Source organism: Nitrosomonas sp. HPC101 (assembly GCF_009833125.1).
Lineage (GTDB): Bacteria > Pseudomonadota > Gammaproteobacteria > Burkholderiales > Nitrosomonadaceae > Nitrosomonas.
In genome coordinates this window covers 37573-53613 of sequence record NZ_QRCC01000005.1, presented here as the reverse complement: position 1 = coordinate 53613, position 16041 = coordinate 37573, and the positions used below count along the sequence as shown (strand labels likewise).

General features: G+C 46.2%; 12 protein-coding genes. 2 read left to right on the top strand and 10 right to left on the bottom strand.

From position 1 onward, the window contains the following. Nucleotides 1–32: 32 nt before the first annotated feature. The 10 genes from ABO04_RS04415 to ABO04_RS04370 form a co-directional block, all read right to left on the bottom strand. A complete protein-coding gene (locus ABO04_RS04415; protein WP_160809482.1) occupies nt 33–1187 on the bottom strand; it encodes a TIGR03088 family PEP-CTERM/XrtA system glycosyltransferase in 1155 nt (384 codons plus the stop codon). Nucleotides 1188–1203: 16 nt separating this feature from the next. Then, complete coding sequence (gene xrtA, locus ABO04_RS04410; protein WP_160809481.1) at nt 1204–2784, bottom strand: exosortase A; 1581 nt, start codon at nt 2782–2784, stop codon at nt 1204–1206. 68 nt (nt 2785–2852) lie between these two features. Beyond that, a complete protein-coding gene (locus tag ABO04_RS04405; RefSeq protein WP_160809480.1) occupies nt 2853–4064 on the bottom strand; it encodes a TIGR03087 family PEP-CTERM/XrtA system glycosyltransferase in 1212 nt (403 codons plus the stop codon). 6 nt (nt 4065–4070) lie between these two features. Further along, nucleotides 4071–5150, bottom strand: coding sequence for a FemAB family XrtA/PEP-CTERM system-associated protein (locus tag ABO04_RS04400; RefSeq protein ID WP_160809479.1), 1080 nt, complete (start codon nt 5148–5150; stop codon nt 4071–4073). Further along, entirely contained in the window at nt 5147–5995 is an 849-nt protein-coding gene (locus ABO04_RS04395) for an XrtA system polysaccharide deacetylase (RefSeq protein WP_160809478.1), read from the bottom strand. The genes ABO04_RS04400 and ABO04_RS04395 overlap by 4 nt, the downstream gene beginning before the upstream one ends. Continuing rightward, complete coding sequence (locus ABO04_RS04390) at nt 5992–6825, bottom strand: XrtA/PEP-CTERM system-associated ATPase (RefSeq protein WP_160809477.1); 834 nt, start codon at nt 6823–6825, stop codon at nt 5992–5994. The genes ABO04_RS04395 and ABO04_RS04390 overlap by 4 nt, the downstream gene beginning before the upstream one ends. Before the next feature lie 14 nt (nt 6826–6839). Further along, nucleotides 6840–8429, bottom strand: coding sequence for a TIGR03016 family PEP-CTERM system-associated outer membrane protein (locus ABO04_RS04385; protein WP_160809476.1), 1590 nt, complete (start codon nt 8427–8429; stop codon nt 6840–6842). Continuing rightward, complete coding sequence (locus tag ABO04_RS04380; RefSeq protein ID WP_160809475.1) at nt 8429–9364, bottom strand: XrtA-associated tyrosine autokinase; 936 nt, start codon at nt 9362–9364, stop codon at nt 8429–8431. Before ABO04_RS04380 ends, ABO04_RS04385 begins: the two co-directional genes overlap by 1 nt. A 77-nt stretch (nt 9365–9441) precedes the next feature. Continuing rightward, entirely contained in the window at nt 9442–10995 is a 1554-nt protein-coding gene (locus ABO04_RS04375; protein WP_160809474.1) for an XrtA system polysaccharide chain length determinant, read from the bottom strand. Nucleotides 10996–11037: 42 nt separating this feature from the next. After that, nucleotides 11038–11655 carry an XrtA/PEP-CTERM system exopolysaccharide export protein gene (locus ABO04_RS04370; protein ID WP_160809473.1) on the bottom strand — a complete coding sequence of 206 codons (618 nt, stop codon included), beginning with the start codon at nt 11653–11655 and terminating at the stop codon, nt 11038–11040. Between the two features lie 847 nt (nt 11656–12502). Between ABO04_RS04370 and ettA the strand changes: the two genes are divergently transcribed. Further along, the gene (gene ettA, locus ABO04_RS04365; RefSeq protein WP_160809472.1) at nt 12503–14170 is read left to right on the top strand and encodes an energy-dependent translational throttle protein EttA; all 1668 of its coding nucleotides are present in this window, start codon (nt 12503–12505) and stop codon (nt 14168–14170) included. A gap of 321 nt (nt 14171–14491) precedes the next feature. Beyond that, nucleotides 14492–15859 carry a DEAD/DEAH box helicase gene (locus ABO04_RS04360; RefSeq protein WP_160809471.1) on the top strand — a complete coding sequence of 456 codons (1368 nt, stop codon included), beginning with the start codon at nt 14492–14494 and terminating at the stop codon, nt 15857–15859. The last annotated feature ends 182 nt before the right edge of the window (nt 15860–16041 follow it).

Below are 16041 nucleotides of genomic sequence, written 5' to 3'. Positions count from 1 at the left end.
ATTTCTATCCGGTCAGTTGATCTTCTCAGCCTTTAATTGCGGGCAGCGTTACGGCCCAACACATGGTCATAAACCGCAAGATAACCATTTGTCATTGCATGCATGCTGAAGCATTTCTCGATAACTGCTCTCGCATGTCGTCCGTGGCTGTATGCCACAGCATTATCCTGATGATATCGACTTATCGCACACGCCAGCGCAACCGGATCTCCCGAAGGTACCAGATAGCCGGTTTTCCCTTCCAGAACCAGTTCAATGTTACCGCCTGCCCGGGTTGCAATTACTGGCAGGCCGCTCGCCATGGCTTCCAATATAGTATTGGAAATGCCTTCCGCCAGAGAAGGCAATACGAACAAATCCATTGCCTGCATCAATTGAGGAATATCATCACGTTCTCCTGGGAGCCAGGCAAGCTGTTCAGCTCCAGCTGAGCGCAGCATGGCTTCACATTGTAGTTTCGAAACACCCTCTCCCACGATCACAAGTCGTAGTGGTCTGCCTGCTGCGGATAATTTTTCATTCAACAATAAAAAAGCCTGTACCAGTGTCGGGAAATCCTTGACTGCTGCCATCCGGCCGACACTCCCCACAACAAACGGCCTGTCATCAAAAAAACCAGAGGGAAATATCCCAATGGGAGCAATACCGTCAGGATGGAAACGCAGATGCTCCACGCCGTTATAAATCTGCTGTATTTTTTCTGGAGATACCTTCACTGTAGCAATCAACCAGTTTTCCAGATCTTTACTGACAGTAATGAAATGATGGATAAACGGACGCATTGCCTTGCGCAACAGATTGTATTTCCAGTTTTTACCATCGAGATCAAAAATATCCCGACCGTGCTCCCCATGCACCCGTGCCTTCACACCTGCCGCAGCAGCAACCATCTGTGCTTCCATGGCCGCAAGATTGCGCGTGTGCACGATATCCGGCTTGAGTTGCCTGAATACTTTGTAAAGTTTACCGTAAACACTGAAATCATTTCCCTCACGTTTGTTCAGCGCAATGATCTCGACATTATCCCGATTAAGCCGTTTGTGAAACACCGAAAATCCTTTGAGACAGATAATGGCATGCCGGTAGCGATTTTCGGGAATATGGTTGATCAGATTCACCAGACCATTCTCGAGACCACCCACTCCCAGATGAAAAATCACATGCGCAATCAGCGGAGGACGGGACATCACTCTAATTTCTATTTTAGTCAGTCTGCATACCATGAACAGTCTGCAGTTTACCGGTAATCACTGGCTTCATATCAGTGATAAACTCACGCAACACTGCTGCGGCTTCTTCCGGGTCATGTGCGTAGCCCGCCGTGATGATGATCTCAGCGCCATCATCCCCATTACCCTGAACCAGGTTCAGAGCCTGGATCATCTTGGCAACGTAAGGATCGGCTGTTTCATGGCCGGCCAGCCAGAACCATCTCCAGATCAGCAAGCGCTCTACCGAAGCATGCAACTGATTCTGATGTACAGTAAAGGGTGTACTGCCCACAGAAATATCCCGCCTGCTTCCATCCACATTTCGCCACCCACTACTTCTATCAGTTACCAGAACATTACTGGAACTAATCAGCTTGTTATTCTGATTCTGATTCCGGTAATACGTTATATAAAGACCAACGTGCTGATTTTCACGATGAAAGTGACCGATGAATTGCCTGGGAGAGCCTGTATATCCAGGCATCCAGTCAGTCAGTGGAACTGGATCCATACTCCATTTCCCGGAAGGATCAGAGATGCTGATTTCAGGTATCGGGAACAGATCAGACCCGCTGTTCAGGTGATTCATGTAGAACGGCCAGATCGTGGCAACCACTATAACCAGTCCTGCCATACCCAGCGTGGATTTAACAGGAGCAGAAGGAAGCTTCAGATCAGTTGAAGAAAAGCCCGTAACCGGCACGGCTTCATCCGGATGATCCTCTCTCCAGAATGAGCCAACCCAAAATAGCAGCAACATGACCAGGCCAAAGAAAATCCAGCCATAAACCAGGTGATCTACGCCCACAGCCAACGTCATGTCGCTCAGATGGCCGGTCATGACGATTAAATACGCGCGCACCCCGTTAGCAACGATCGGCACCACGATCGAGAATGCGATAAATATCAGTCGTCGGCTGATACTGTAATAAGTCAGATAGGCGTAAAGTGTTCCCAATGTCACAGAAGCAATCAAGTAGCGTACGCCACTACATGCCTCCACTACCGACCAGTTACCGCTGGGAATACTGAAAAAATTCCCCTCACGATACACCGGGACACCCGTTATCTGTAGCGCATTGACAGTAAAATCGGCAGTAAAGTCAATTAGTTGTGGAATAAATGCTTCACCAAACGGCACGGCAAACAGAAGATACGCCAGCGGGAAAAGAATGGTACTAAAAGCCTGATAACCAAGCATAGCCCATACGATCACCGGTATCATCGCCACCAGTGTATATTGCTCCACCACCACGACATTGGCCAGAGAAGCCAGTAACCAGCCCAGCCCTAACCCGATCAATACCAGCAACGGTATGTAATTAGGATGGTATTCAACTGTAGCCAATATTGCCCGCTTCTTCCAGATCATATAAAGGCTGAACGGAAGGATCAGATAACCATGCGCATAAGTATCAGATCGATCCCAGATGGCCACAATTGATCCAATAGTCTCATGGTAAACACCAAGGATGAGAACAATCACTAATAATGTGATCCATATCACCGCTCGTCGTCTGCTCACAGTGTCGCCACCAGAGGTGGCACTTTGTAACTGAATCTGTGTATCCATATCAGCGCTATCAGTCAGAATAATTCATTGTTATCGTTTAATTGATAGATATGAATGGCTTGTTCTTTCTAAACCTTCGCCGGAATAGGGGATTGTAAAAGTGGATCAATCCGTGACAAATTAGCTGACCAGGTGTAATCTCGCAAAACCCGATCACGAGCGGCCCGCCCGATCGTTGCTTGTTCACTAGAGTTAAGAAGAAAAAGAATCTGGTCAGCAAAGCTCATGGCATTCTCGGCCACCAGCAGCTCCTCTCCTGATACGGCATGAATACCCTCCATCGCCTGTACGGAAACAACAACAGGCTTTTGCATAGCCATTGCCTCCAACACCTTGTTCTGGATACCCCGCGCAATCCGCAAAGGAGCAACTGCCACTGCTGCATGCACGAGATACGGGCGAATATCTTCTACGGCGCCAGTTACATGAATACCAGGCTGGTTTGCCAGCACCTGTACTTGTCTGACTGGCTTGGCACCCACAATATAAAAATCAACATCTGGCAATTTTGTGTGAATGGCAGGAAACACTGAATTCGCAAACCAGTTTACCGCATCAACATTCGCCCAATAATCCATGGCACCGGTAAAAACCAGTATTTTTTTTCCGGCTGGATAAGGATCAGGATAATCACGCGTCGGAGAAAAAAAATCGGTATCGACACCATTATTAAAGAATGTCGTCTTGCTTGCAGCATCTGGCGCAAGCTGCTGGAATAACTCGGCCTCTTTTTTCGAAACGAAAGTCGAATAGCTGAATTCCTCTGCTACTTTCTTTTCATAATCCAACAAACGCCGTGATTCCCTGTGGTAAACCCAGTTGAATGGCCAGGATTTTGATAAAGCATACTGTCGCCACTTATCCGAATCCACATCAACAAAGTCGATGATGCGGCGACAGTCAGATAAATGTTCAACGTATTGCGCCATGGCAGAAGAAAAAATCACAGCCTCCTGTATGGATCCAGTATGTGATACAGCCTTAACCCATTGCATCAGCTTCGTATTGCGATAATAAGTCAGCGTCAGAGGATCGTTGCCAAACAATGCAAGCAGGCTTTTTATTTTAGCCGACAGCGGATCTAGCCTGACAACACATACATCCTGACAGTATTTTCTGATTTCATTCTCATACTGCCAGTCTTCCTCATTATCGATGAACGTTCCCAAGTACACGCGATAACGCTTGCTCAGATATTGCAAAAGATGGAAGGAACGTATCTTGTCTCCCTTATTCGGCGGATAAGGGATTCTATGTGTCAAATAAAGCAGCTTTTGCATTCATTTTCAACCAAGATTCTTGACAATATGAGGACCAATCAGGTTTGCAAGTGCTAATGGTAGCTTTTGCCATGCCTTGATAAAAAGCTGATACTTCGGATTAAGCGGATTATGTTCAGGAATCGTTTTGGCTCGATGAAGCTGATATTCATAAAACAATGGCTGCGGCTCAAACCCCCAGTTCTTTTTAAAACTGTAAGACCCGGTCCCTCGCTTGCTGCGCCCGAAATCAAAAACCTGATAACCTCGTTCACAGGCACGCCGCATCAGCTCCCAATACATGAAATCGTTCCCTGCCAGATCTCGGGCTGCGTCCGTTCCTCCACCATAATAGGGTAATACTTCATTCCGGAAATAGAAGCTCATGACTGCGCAAACTACATTTTCATCTTTAGTAATGATGAGCAACTCACAATCTTCTGCAAAAACAGTTTTAAGTAACTGGAAATATTTGCGGGGGAAAACCGGGGTACCCAGACGATGCACACTGGCCGAATAGGCTCGAAAAAAACGCTCGACCCCCTGATCCAAGTGGCTCTGCAGCTCATACTTTATCCCTTTACGCACCATGGCACGCTGCTTGCGGGGGATTGCCTGCATATTTTGCTCCATGTCCGGATCCATGGTTTTGCGAAAGGTAACATACAAATCCTTGGTGGGCCAGTCATGGTGAAAAGGGTGAAGATGACGATATTCCAGATAATCAACCTTTAAGTGTGTTGCCAATACCTGTGCAGCCTGATCCAGCCTGATCCGTACGCTATCCGATAGTGCAGCAACACCACCATATACACAAAATGGCAGTGCATTCAGACTGTGTCCAAATAATAAACTGTTGATTTCTGCGAGGGGAAGTACACCTTGAATACAGCCATCCTCTTCTATGTATAAAAACCAGGTTTTATGCCCGAAAGCTTGTTCTATGACCTGCTTCCATCCGGCACGGTGAAAAAAGGTCGCGTCAGGACAAGACATAACAAACGCATCCCAAGCTTGAGATTTATCCGGGGATAAAACAGAAATTCCTGGCAATTCACCAGGGAACAGACTTTCCGTACTCTGTACAGTTGTATCGTCTGGCTTCACACTATCCGCCGCAGGAAGATTTGATCCATGCGGCCCCATTTAAAATGCCGGGCCAGAATATTCAACCGTTTTTCCATACGACTCAAATTGAGATAATGACGAAATCTCGTTTTAAGATTAATCCCCGTTTGCCGAGGTTGATCAGGATCAATTTCCCAAGGATGAAAATAAAAAACAGCGGGCTGCCGATCAATTGTATTCACTCTCTGCAGAAACCAGCGTGAGACAACGTAAGGCCAGAGGCGAAAGTAGCCGCCACCGCCTGCCGGAAAATTACGCCCGAACAGGTGTACAGTAGTCACCGGAACTTCAAGCAACCCTCGAGTGTTCTCAGGATTAAATACAAAACGAGAAGCATCCGGCATACCGTAATGATCATGTTTGACCGGATAAACACTTGAACTGTATCGATAGCCGGCTTCCTCAAGACATTCCAGCGCCCAAAGGTTCTCTCCGTTGATAGAGAAACTTGGGGCACGGTATCCCTGCACGGGTTGTCCACCAATATCTTCCAGCAAGGATTTACTATGGGTAATGTCATCATAAAACTGCTCACGGCTCAGTTCAGTGACACGATGATGAGCATGGCCGTGACTGGCCAGTTCATGGCCATTTTCGACAATTCTTTTCACCATGCCCGGATAACGTTCTGCTATCCAACCCAATGTGAAAAAAGTCGCCTTGATTTCATGCTCGTCCAGCAACATGAGAATCCGATCAATATTACGTTCGACCCTGCACGGAAAATCATCCCATGATGAACGTGGAATGTACCGGGCAAAGGCCGACACCTGAAAGTAGTCTTCCACATCGATGGTCAACGCATTGCAGATCACAGGATTCATTCAGGAGAAACCACCAGATCAAATTCTTTCTGAATATCGAACATTACTTCATTGACTTCAGTTTTACCCAATATCTGCAATTCCTCCAGACATCCCATGATCAGCAATCTATCGCACAACAGATTTATTTTACGAGGGATTCCAGCAGAAAAATCATGTATCACTTCAAAAATTTCATCCTGCAATACCGGATTTCCATTCCAGCCAGCTTTCTGAAGGCGATGTTCAATATAGGCACGGGTTTCCGCCTGATCCAGCGGTCCCAGATGATAGGTAGCAATGACTCTCTGGCGCAGTTGCTGCATTTGACTGCCGAGCAATGTCCTCCTGAACTCTGGCTGACCAAGTAAAAAAGTTTGTAACAAAGGTCTGTTATCCGACTGAAAGTTCGATAACATTCGTAATTCTTCAAGTGTCTGCGGGAGGAGGTTTTGCGCTTCATCAATCACCAGTAGTGCTCGTGTACCTTCCTGGTCACACTTGCGCATGAATCGCTCAAGCTCAAGCAGCAGCGAGGCCTTGGATAGACCTTCGTAAGCAAGACCAAAAGTAGCAGCCACCATTCTCAATGCATCATCCGGATCTAACCGCGTACTCACCAGTTGTGCAGCCACAATCCGTTCCCGCTTCAATTTCTGGAACAAGTGGCGCATCAGTGTTGTTTTTCCCGCGCCTACATCACCCGTAATGATGATGAAACCATCTTCCTGTGAAAGACCATACTCAAGATAAGCCGCAGCACGTTTATGACCTCGACTGGCGAAAAAAAAACTCGGATCAGGCTTTAACTGGAACGGTTTCTCGATAAAACCATAGTAGGCTAAATACATAAAGCGTCAACTTTCTAAAAATTCATATTCACTGTTGCTGTCACTACGTTGGCATTGTAATCACTGTTATTGCGATCAGATTCACGGCGCAGGTGAGAATACATAATTGACCCGGTCGTATTGGAAGAAAGCTGCTTATTCAAACCAGCTGATATAATCATAAGATCATCTTCCCGGTTGGTTACACTATAGCGATTCCTGATATATCCAAAATTGATATTGGCATTGCTTCTGGGAGACAATCGGTGATTCCATAATACATTCCCTCCAGTCTGGGTAGTATTTCGAGTCAATCTCGCATTCTCGATACCAATCAAATCAGCATCTTCTTCATCTGGACTAAACGATTTTCTGGAATAGTTAAAAGCACGGAATACCAATGAGTTTTTTTTGCCATTCAAAACCAGGGACGCCTGCAAACGCTTAAGTAAAAACAAACGGTTGGTCAGAAAGTTATTCGGGTCAGAAAATGAAGAAGGAAGCCCTTGATTCAATAACGCCTCACTATTCTGAACGCCTGAAAAGAGCTGGCTCAACATGCCTGCACTCAGAATCGCCCCACCAGAAAAAGATTGTTGGCCAAAAGTAGTAATATCTTCAATATAGCTTAAGTTCCACGCCGTACTGCGAGTACGGTGATTAGCCGACGCTGCATAAGTATTTCCAAAAAATCTTCTCCCACCTGACACACTGACATTGGTCCTTTTAGTAGGTGTCCAGGAAAACCCGACCGTCCAGAAAGGGCTGGATCTTCGCCCTCTTATTGAAATAAAGCTGTTATGCTCATAGCCACCCGTACCGATCAGATTAAACTGTGATGTTACAACATATTTAAGGGAGCCTGATACTCGATCCATCTCTATCGTTCTCAAGGTTCCAAGCCTGGGCCCGGAATACTTTCTGTTAATCTCTGTATGACTAACATCCATTCCCCAGCCAAGTGTTCTGAAAGCTGAGCCGCTGTTCAGCGAGAAAATAGCCGCATCAGAGGTATTATTTGCAAAGCGACGCGTATTGGAACTCACTTCACCATGGATATAGCGAACTTCACCTGCAGCAATATTCTTAAAGCGCTGACGCACATAGGGGCTGACACTCCAAATGCGCACATCCCTCCGATTACCTGTCAAACTAGTGTTATCCAATGCTTGCGGACCAAATAAGGAAACATTTTGCTGGGTAACCACAGCACGACCATCTACAAAAAAATGATCCTTGACTATCTCTGCAGTACCCTTGGTATTCAACTGATGCCGTATAAGAAACCGCTCATTTCTTGCATAGATAAGGTTGTTCATTGTGTAGCCAAGATTTGCCTGAAAGCGACGCCCTTTACCTGTAATATTTATTCCAGGATTGATCTGTGTAATGAATTCACTTCCACTAAGGTTACCTAATCCACCAAAGCCACCAAAGCCACCAAATCCCCCACCCCTCATCCTTACATTATCAGTGAAAGTCTCGCTAACCGTTAATCGTGGCTGAATATTCCATTCTGCTGCATTGACCTGGAAAATCGAGCCACCTAATCCTACAATACAGCCGCTCCACAAACACGCCACCCAGCGCGAGAAGCCGCCTCCAGAATAACCAGTTGATCTCATTAATAATAGCCGTAACCGTAATACCCACCACCACTATGTGCCCTGGCCTTGTTGTAGATCAAATTGACCACATCACACGCTTCAATTTGCTGCAGAGCTTCCTTCACGGTTTGCTGGGTTGTCCTTTCGGCCTCAACCACGAGCACAATCTGCCCCATTTGACCTGCAAGTACACGTGCCTCGCTGGTTAATAGTAATGGGGGAGAATCAAATATAACCACTCTGTCATGGTAGCGCTGGGCAAGTTCGGCTAAAATAGAATGCATATTCTGACTCGCCAATAATTCGGTGGCATGCGTATGGCGCCTTCCAGCCGGAACCAATGTGAGTTTTTTCACATTGGTTTTCATCATCACATCAGGTATCTTCCACTGAGGATCACGGAGAATATCCAGTAAACCCGGCTCCTCCGGACTGAAACCAAGACTTGCTGGAATTGAAGGGCGAGCGACATCCGCGTCAACCAACAATACCCTGTGATCCATTTCCATCGCAATACTCATTGCCAGGTTGATCGAACAGAAACTCTTCCCTTCTCCGGACAAAGAGCTGGTAACCATAATCAAATTACCATTTTTTATACCACTATCCGGATTAAATGCATTGGCAAGCAGGGGACGCTTTATCAGACGAAACTGCTCGGCCACCTCGGATCTGGAATGCTCAAGAGTAACAATACCTTTGCGATGCAAATTTTCAAGATCAATCTCAATTCTTTTTGTTGTTTTCTTGTTGGAACCTGCTTTATGAGCCGAGTCACCCGCAAAGCTATTGCTAGCACTTGTCTTTTCTCCAATGCTTTGATCGGACGGTGTGTCATCAGAAAGAAGTAGTGGATCAAGGCCTGTTTTTACAGGCTGCGACACTTCGTCCGGAACAAAACTGCTTATTTCCTTTTTTGCAAGCTTATCAGCAGCTCTTTCAATAAGACTCATATCCACTCCCTCGTCCTTCGAACGGTATAAACCCGCATATTTTCCTGAATAACGTCAGCAGCATCTATATATACAATCTAAGTGACCTGTATAACATGCGGTTTTGCATAGTAAATCAATAACACTACATAACACAGTATCAACATCAGCAAGGAAATACCAAATACATAAATTTGCCTTTTATCTTTCATTTTTTCTTTTTCTGTCCATATCATCGGCACTGTTCCCAGAATTGGCAAACCTGTCAGCTCCCGCAGGGTAGTCTGACTGTGAAAAATTGGTCGAATCTGGCTGATAGCAAATGCGAGGCCAATTCCTCCCACCAAGGCTCCAATCAGAACCATTGTAAGAAATTTTTTCCGATCCGGTCCGGACGGAAGCTCCGGAACGGTAGGAGGATCAATAATTCTGAAAGACATCAGTCCGGAAGTAGAAGTCAGTTCACCAGAAATTTCAGCAGATGCTCTGCGTTCCAGCAGCTTCTCGTAATTAGCCTTATTCACACTGTAATCGCGGTTGAGCTGCTGCATTTCAACTTCTACAGCAGGAACAGTATTACTCATTGATTTCAGTCGTTCGTAACGTGCTTCATACTCGCTCACTCGTGCCTTCATGGAGGCCACTTGCGCTTCGGATTCCGTCAATGCAATATTTAACTGCTGCATCATTGGATCATAATTTCTATCATGATTATGACCTGTACCCATAAGTTTAGCTTCTTCCACCTTGCGCTCTTCAAGCTGAGCAATCAAACGTTTAGTAGCGACCACATCTGGATGCTGATCGGTAAAATTCAGCATAAGGTTATCTAAATTAGTACTCAGGGATTGAATTCGCGAATCGATTTCCGGATTCACAATGTTACGCGGTGATACTTCACCCACCTCCAACAACAACACTGGCTCATCACCCGTTATCTGCTTTTTAACCGCATCACGCGCTTGCTCAGCCTCAAGCAGGGCAAGCCTGGCTTTTTCCAGTTCTTCGGCCGCCGTAACCAGCTGGCTATAGTAATCCCCCCCCTGCCCAGGCAAAAAACCAAGATTCTTTTGTTTGAAAGCAGTTAAAGCTGCCTCAGCAGCAACCAGTTTTTCTTCATATGCAGCAATCTGCTGGTCAATAAAACGCAGTGCAGAAACTGAATCCTGTTTTTTTCCTTCCAGCCCGCCCTCAACAAAAATAGTCAATAAGGCCTGAACAATATCTTTAGCCAGCCTGGGATCCTTATTGTCATACGAAATCATAAAAATATTATCTCTACCTGTTGTTTTAAGCTGGATATCACTCATCAATGATGTCACCAGTTTTTCTTTGGCACTATCATCCGTGATCTGAATATCCAGATCTACCATACGAACAATCCTTTCGACATTCGGCCGACTAATAAGCGTCCGACTCATTATGGTGATCTGCTGATCCGGATTGGGGGATACCGTCATTCCCGCCATCAATGGCCGCAAAATACTTTGAGTATCAACGTAAATTCGCGCAGAAGCCTGGTAATTATCCGGCATCTGATAAACGAAAAACCAACCCGCAACCGCAATAATCCACGCGGAGATAACTGCAATCCATCTGTATTTCCAGATACCCTTGATGTAAACCAGCAACTGAGCAATTAGCTCACTCATATTGGATCACCTCGTCATTTATCACGATTGCATTCAAGTTAATCAGAAATAACTTTCAGGAATAACCAGCACATCGCCCTGATACACCGGTACGTTGGCAGAAATATCCCCATCCCGGATCAAGTCATCCAGCCTGACGCGAAACTGTTGCTGCTCGCCATCAATGCGGCGAATGATCCTAGCCCTGTTTCCCGCAGCAAAATCAGTCAACCCCCCCACAGCTATCATGACATCCATCAATGACATATTCTCCCGATATGACAGCGCCTGTGGCTGCGAGGCCTCGCCAATCACCCTGACCTGCTCACCGAATGGCCCGACAAAGTCAGTCACAATGACAGTTACGACTGGCTGCTGTAAATATTTAGAAAGAACTTCCTCAATATTGCGTGCCAGCTCAGTAGAGGTTTTTCCGCTCGCGGGCAGATCCTCCACGAGCGGTGTAGTAATCTTCCCATCCGGACGCACGGGAACACTCATAGATATCTCAGGGTTACGCCAAACAATTATATTGATTGTATCGCCAGGCCCGATCAGATAATCATGCGGAACCTGCCCTCCCTGTGTACCAAGTAACGGATAGGTCGTACAACCACCAAGCACAAATAGATAAAAAATGACTGATAGATTAGTTATCCAGATTTTAATAGGAATGTTCACATGAAACCCTCAATAAAAAGACTAGCGCCCTTACACAAAATTTCTCATTATGGCGATCGTCATAATACACACCATACATCTATAACCAAAAAATTAATTAACGCTTATTATCAACAGGGCAAATACGTACCAAGACTGTAAAAATGACTTTATTGTTACAGAGACACTGAACCTGCCCACACTACTTAAAGAATCAAAACATGATTAACATTACTTGTTTTCATAAAACAAGATGCCGACTTCTAGTGAATATAAATCAGATTTATAGTAATAAATAATGAGAGAATCAGGTTATATCGATCGATCAATGAATATCTTTAGCTTAGTAAGCCTGAGTATTTCAGGAATTATGAAATCCAGTTTTATTGACAAATACATAGAGTTGCCGTCTGACATTACAACACTCAAGCCAATCAAGACAGGAAGAATGAGCATATTTTATACGCTTTCTCAGGATATCTTCTAGAATTTACTTTCTCCCGCGTAACATTGACAAGATTTTGAATTAAGCGATGACAACTTGACCTTGAGTATCACTCCGCTTCCTCCGTCATTTTCCGAAATTCAGCAACCTGTATTTATGCGGAAACAATAAAAATCCGAGAAATTCCTGATTTATAGCGAACTGTAGCTTTCATACCCCATCCCCGATAGCCTGCATCTATCCAGACAAACGACTCACCACAACATTTGCCTTTTGTGCATTTGCCTCTTAATATAGCTCAATGTAAATCATTGTTCTGCAATGCTGGCATAGGCAGTCTCTCCCGCTTTTCGTCTCTCTGCAGAAACTCCCCGGATTCTAGAATACCCAGTTCAATTCAAATTCAGGATTAGTAAAGCATTTATGGCTCAATACGTTTTAGTCATGAATCGCGTTGGTAAAATTGTTCCTCCCAAACGCGTTATTCTCAAAGATATTTCACTCAGTTTTTTTCCAGGAGCCAAAATCGGTCTGCTTGGCCTGAACGGCTCTGGCAAATCCACACTATTGAAAATCATGGCCGGAGTAGACAAGGATTTTGAGGGAGAATGCACCCCCATGCCTGATCTCAAGATTGGGTATTTGCCACAGGAGCCACAACTTGATCCTGAACTGACTGTTCGTGAAGTAATCCAGGAAGGATTAGGAGAAGTGCTCAACGCGCAACAGCAGCTGGAAGCTATTTATGCAGCCTATGCCGAGCCGGACGCTGACTTCGATGCACTGGCAGCCGAGCAATCACGACTGGAAGCAGTCCTGACCGCACAAAATGGAGATAACCCGACCCAGCAGATGGAAATAGCTGCTGATGCACTGCGTCTTCCAGAGTGGGAAGCTCTGATCCAGAATCTTTCTGGAGGAGAAAAACGCCGCGTTGCCCTGTGCAGACTACTTCTATCCAAACCGGACATGCTGCTCCTGGATGAACCCACCAATCACCTGGATGCAGAGTCTGTAGAGTGGCTTGAACAATTCCTTGCGCGTTTCCCAGGCACAGTGGTGGCAGTCACGCATGACCGGTATTTTCTGGATAACGCAGCGGAATGGATACTGGAGCTGGATCGTGGCCACGGCATTCCCTGGAAAGGAAACTATTCAAGCTGGCTGGAGCAAAAAGAAGCACGTCTGAAACAAGAAGAAAGCACAGAATCTGCCCGCCAGAAATCACTTAAGCAGGAATTGGAATGGGTGCGGAAAAATCCTAAAGGCCGACAGGCAAAATCCAAGGCACGCCTGGCCCGATTTGAAGAGCTCAGCTCGCAGGAATACCAGAAACGCAATGAAACACAGGAAATTTTTATTCCTGTCGCAGACAGACTGGGAAATGAGGTCATTGAATTTACCAATGTTTCCAAAGGATTTGGAGAGCATCTGCTAATTGACGATCTTAGTTTCAGGATACCCCCTGGTGCGATTACCGGAATCATCGGCCCCAATGGCGCCGGAAAATCCACCCTGTTCCGTATGATTACGGGAAAGGAACAGCCGGATACGGGCGAAATCAAAATAGGTGAAACGGTAAAAATCGCCCACGTAGATCAGTCACGTGATGCTTTGCCCGACGACCAGACTGTATTCCAGGCCATCTCAGGCGGAAATGACATGCTCATCGTTGGTAAATATGAAGTGCCTGCGCGCGCCTATCTTGGCCGCTTTAACTTCAAAGGTCCTGATCAGCAAAAAATTACCGGAACGCTCTCCGGTGGTGAACGGGGCCGGCTGCATCTTGCCAAAACACTGATAGCGGGCGGGAACGTACTGCTGCTGGATGAACCCTCCAATGACCTGGATGTAGAAACATTGAGAGCGCTGGAAAATGCCTTGTTGGAATTTGCCGGCTGTGTGCTGGTCATCTCGCACGATCGATGGTTTCTGGATCGCATCGCCACCCATATCCTGGCCTTTGAAGGCAATTCACAGGTTACATTTTTTACGGGCAACTACCAGGAGTACGAAGCCGATAAACGGCGACGTCTGGGCGAGGAAGGCGCAAAACCGAAACGTATCCGCTTCAAACCTATCGAACGCTGATCCATATTCATTTCAGCCATCACCGCGATAATCTCTACCCGGGCTACTCAAATTTTTACAAGGAAACCCAGTTCAGCTTCTCCAAGGCCAAAATTTAAATTTTTCTTTTATAGAATTACTGTATACTTGCCGCCCTACCCAAAGGTAGGGCTTATCTAGTTTCATCGTTCCTGACCTCTTCATATTTCTCTGTTTACTTGAAATTGTGCAGCACCCCTGGTTAGCAGCGATGTGTTTATGTATGCGCCAGTGGTACCAGCACTCATTTGTTGCGGTACATTCCTGTTTGCGCATCGAGTTTTTATCATCAGGAAAACCGACATGTCATTTGAAAAATTAAATCTACATCCTGCAATTGTAAAAGCCGTACTGGCAGCAGGCTATACCTCTCCCACCTCTATCCAGGAACAAGCCATTCCTGAATTGATTGATGGTCACGATGTCATGGCAAGCGCGCAGACCGGCACCGGAAAAACAGCTGCGTTCATGCTGCCAGCGCTGCATCGTCTGGCCACACCGGCAAAAATTCATGGCCGCGGCCCGCGCATACTGGTTCTGACACCCACACGCGAACTGGCTCTGCAAGTTTCCGGAGCCGCCAGTAAATACGGTAAATTTCTGCCGCGCGTCAATGTTGTAAGCATTCTGGGCGGAATGCCCTATCCGTTACAAAATAAGTTGTTATCACAAATTGTTGATGTACTAGTCGCCACACCAGGACGCTTGATTGATCACATCGAGCGGGGACGAATAGATTTTTCTCGACTGGAAATGCTGGTGTTGGATGAGGCCGACCGCATGCTCGACATGGGATTCATTCAGGATGTCGAGCGTATTGCTTCCTCAACACCAACAAACAGACAAACCTTACTATTTTCGGCAACACTGGATACCACGATCGAAAAAATTGCTGCACGGCTACTGAAAACACCAAAACGTATCCAGATCGCATCTCAGCATGCAAAACTCGACCATATCGAGCAACGCATGCATTATGTGGATGACCTCACCCATAAAAACCGGTTGCTTGATCATCTGCTGCGTGACACAACTATTAAACAGGCAATTATATTTACGGCAACGAAACGTGATGCTGATTCCCTGGCAGACAACCTTTCTGCTCAAGGACACAAAGCTGCTGCAATGCATGGCGATATGACCCAGCGGGAACGCACACGCACCTTAACCGGATTGCGTCAGGGCCGGCTCAAGATACTGGTCGCGACTGATGTCGCCGCACGTGGCATTGATATTGCGGATATTACTCACGTCATCAATTTTGATCTGCCAAAATTCGCAGAAGACTACGTACATCGTATTGGACGAACCGGGCGGGCAGGGGCCTCCGGTACCGCTGTCTCATTTGCATCCAGCAAAGATGGTATTCACCTCAAAAGGATAGAACGATTTACCGGCAATCACTTTGAATTTCAATCCATACCCGGCATGGAACCTCGCACAAAACCGAGATTCAGCCGCAGTGATAACAGATCAGCAAAGAGGCCTTCTTCTGCTGCACACAAAACCAGACGTTCGTGGTCGGATAATCCCAATACACGCACCTCTCCTCAAGGCCACCGAGGAGACAAAGGGATCGAATTCGGGCAACCATTTGGTCGTGAAACCCGGAAACGTCCGCTCAGAGATAGCAAATTCAATCACCAGGACAGTTTTGCCCGGGCGAAATAATACCAATGCATATCCCCAGGTATTGATTGTTTCCGGTCAATGCCTGGCCAATCCTGCACATCATGGAATCTGCATCATCTCTCCTGCCCAAGGGGCCATTGCATAAATTATAGTCCCTGGCCACCCCGCAGTATTTTCAGCAATTTTCACCCTGAATCACCGAAAAAACTGTAAACCCGACC

Excerpts from the sequence above, each read along its gene's own strand:
- ABO04_RS04415 (WP_160809482.1), bottom strand. The coding sequence starts at position 1,187 with ATGTCCCGTCCTCCGCTGATTGCGCATGTGATTTTTCATCTGGGAGTG.
- xrtA (WP_160809481.1), bottom strand. The coding sequence starts at position 2,784 with ATGGATACACAGATTCAGTTACAAAGTGCCACCTCTGGTGGCGACACT.
- ABO04_RS04405 (WP_160809480.1), bottom strand. The coding sequence starts at position 4,064 with ATGCAAAAGCTGCTTTATTTGACACATAGAATCCCTTATCCGCCGAAT.
- ABO04_RS04395 (WP_160809478.1), bottom strand. The coding sequence starts at position 5,995 with ATGAATCCTGTGATCTGCAATGCGTTGACCATCGATGTGGAAGACTAC.
- ABO04_RS04390 (WP_160809477.1), bottom strand. The coding sequence starts at position 6,825 with ATGTATTTAGCCTACTATGGTTTTATCGAGAAACCGTTCCAGTTAAAG.
- ABO04_RS04385 (WP_160809476.1), bottom strand. The coding sequence starts at position 8,429 with ATGAGATCAACTGGTTATTCTGGAGGCGGCTTCTCGCGCTGGGTGGCG.
- ABO04_RS04380 (WP_160809475.1), bottom strand. The coding sequence starts at position 9,364 with ATGAGTCTTATTGAAAGAGCTGCTGATAAGCTTGCAAAAAAGGAAATA.
- ABO04_RS04375 (WP_160809474.1), bottom strand. The coding sequence starts at position 10,995 with ATGAGTGAGCTAATTGCTCAGTTGCTGGTTTACATCAAGGGTATCTGG.
- ettA (WP_160809472.1), top strand. The coding sequence starts at position 12,503 with ATGGCTCAATACGTTTTAGTCATGAATCGCGTTGGTAAAATTGTTCCT.
- ABO04_RS04360 (WP_160809471.1), top strand. The coding sequence starts at position 14,492 with ATGTCATTTGAAAAATTAAATCTACATCCTGCAATTGTAAAAGCCGTA.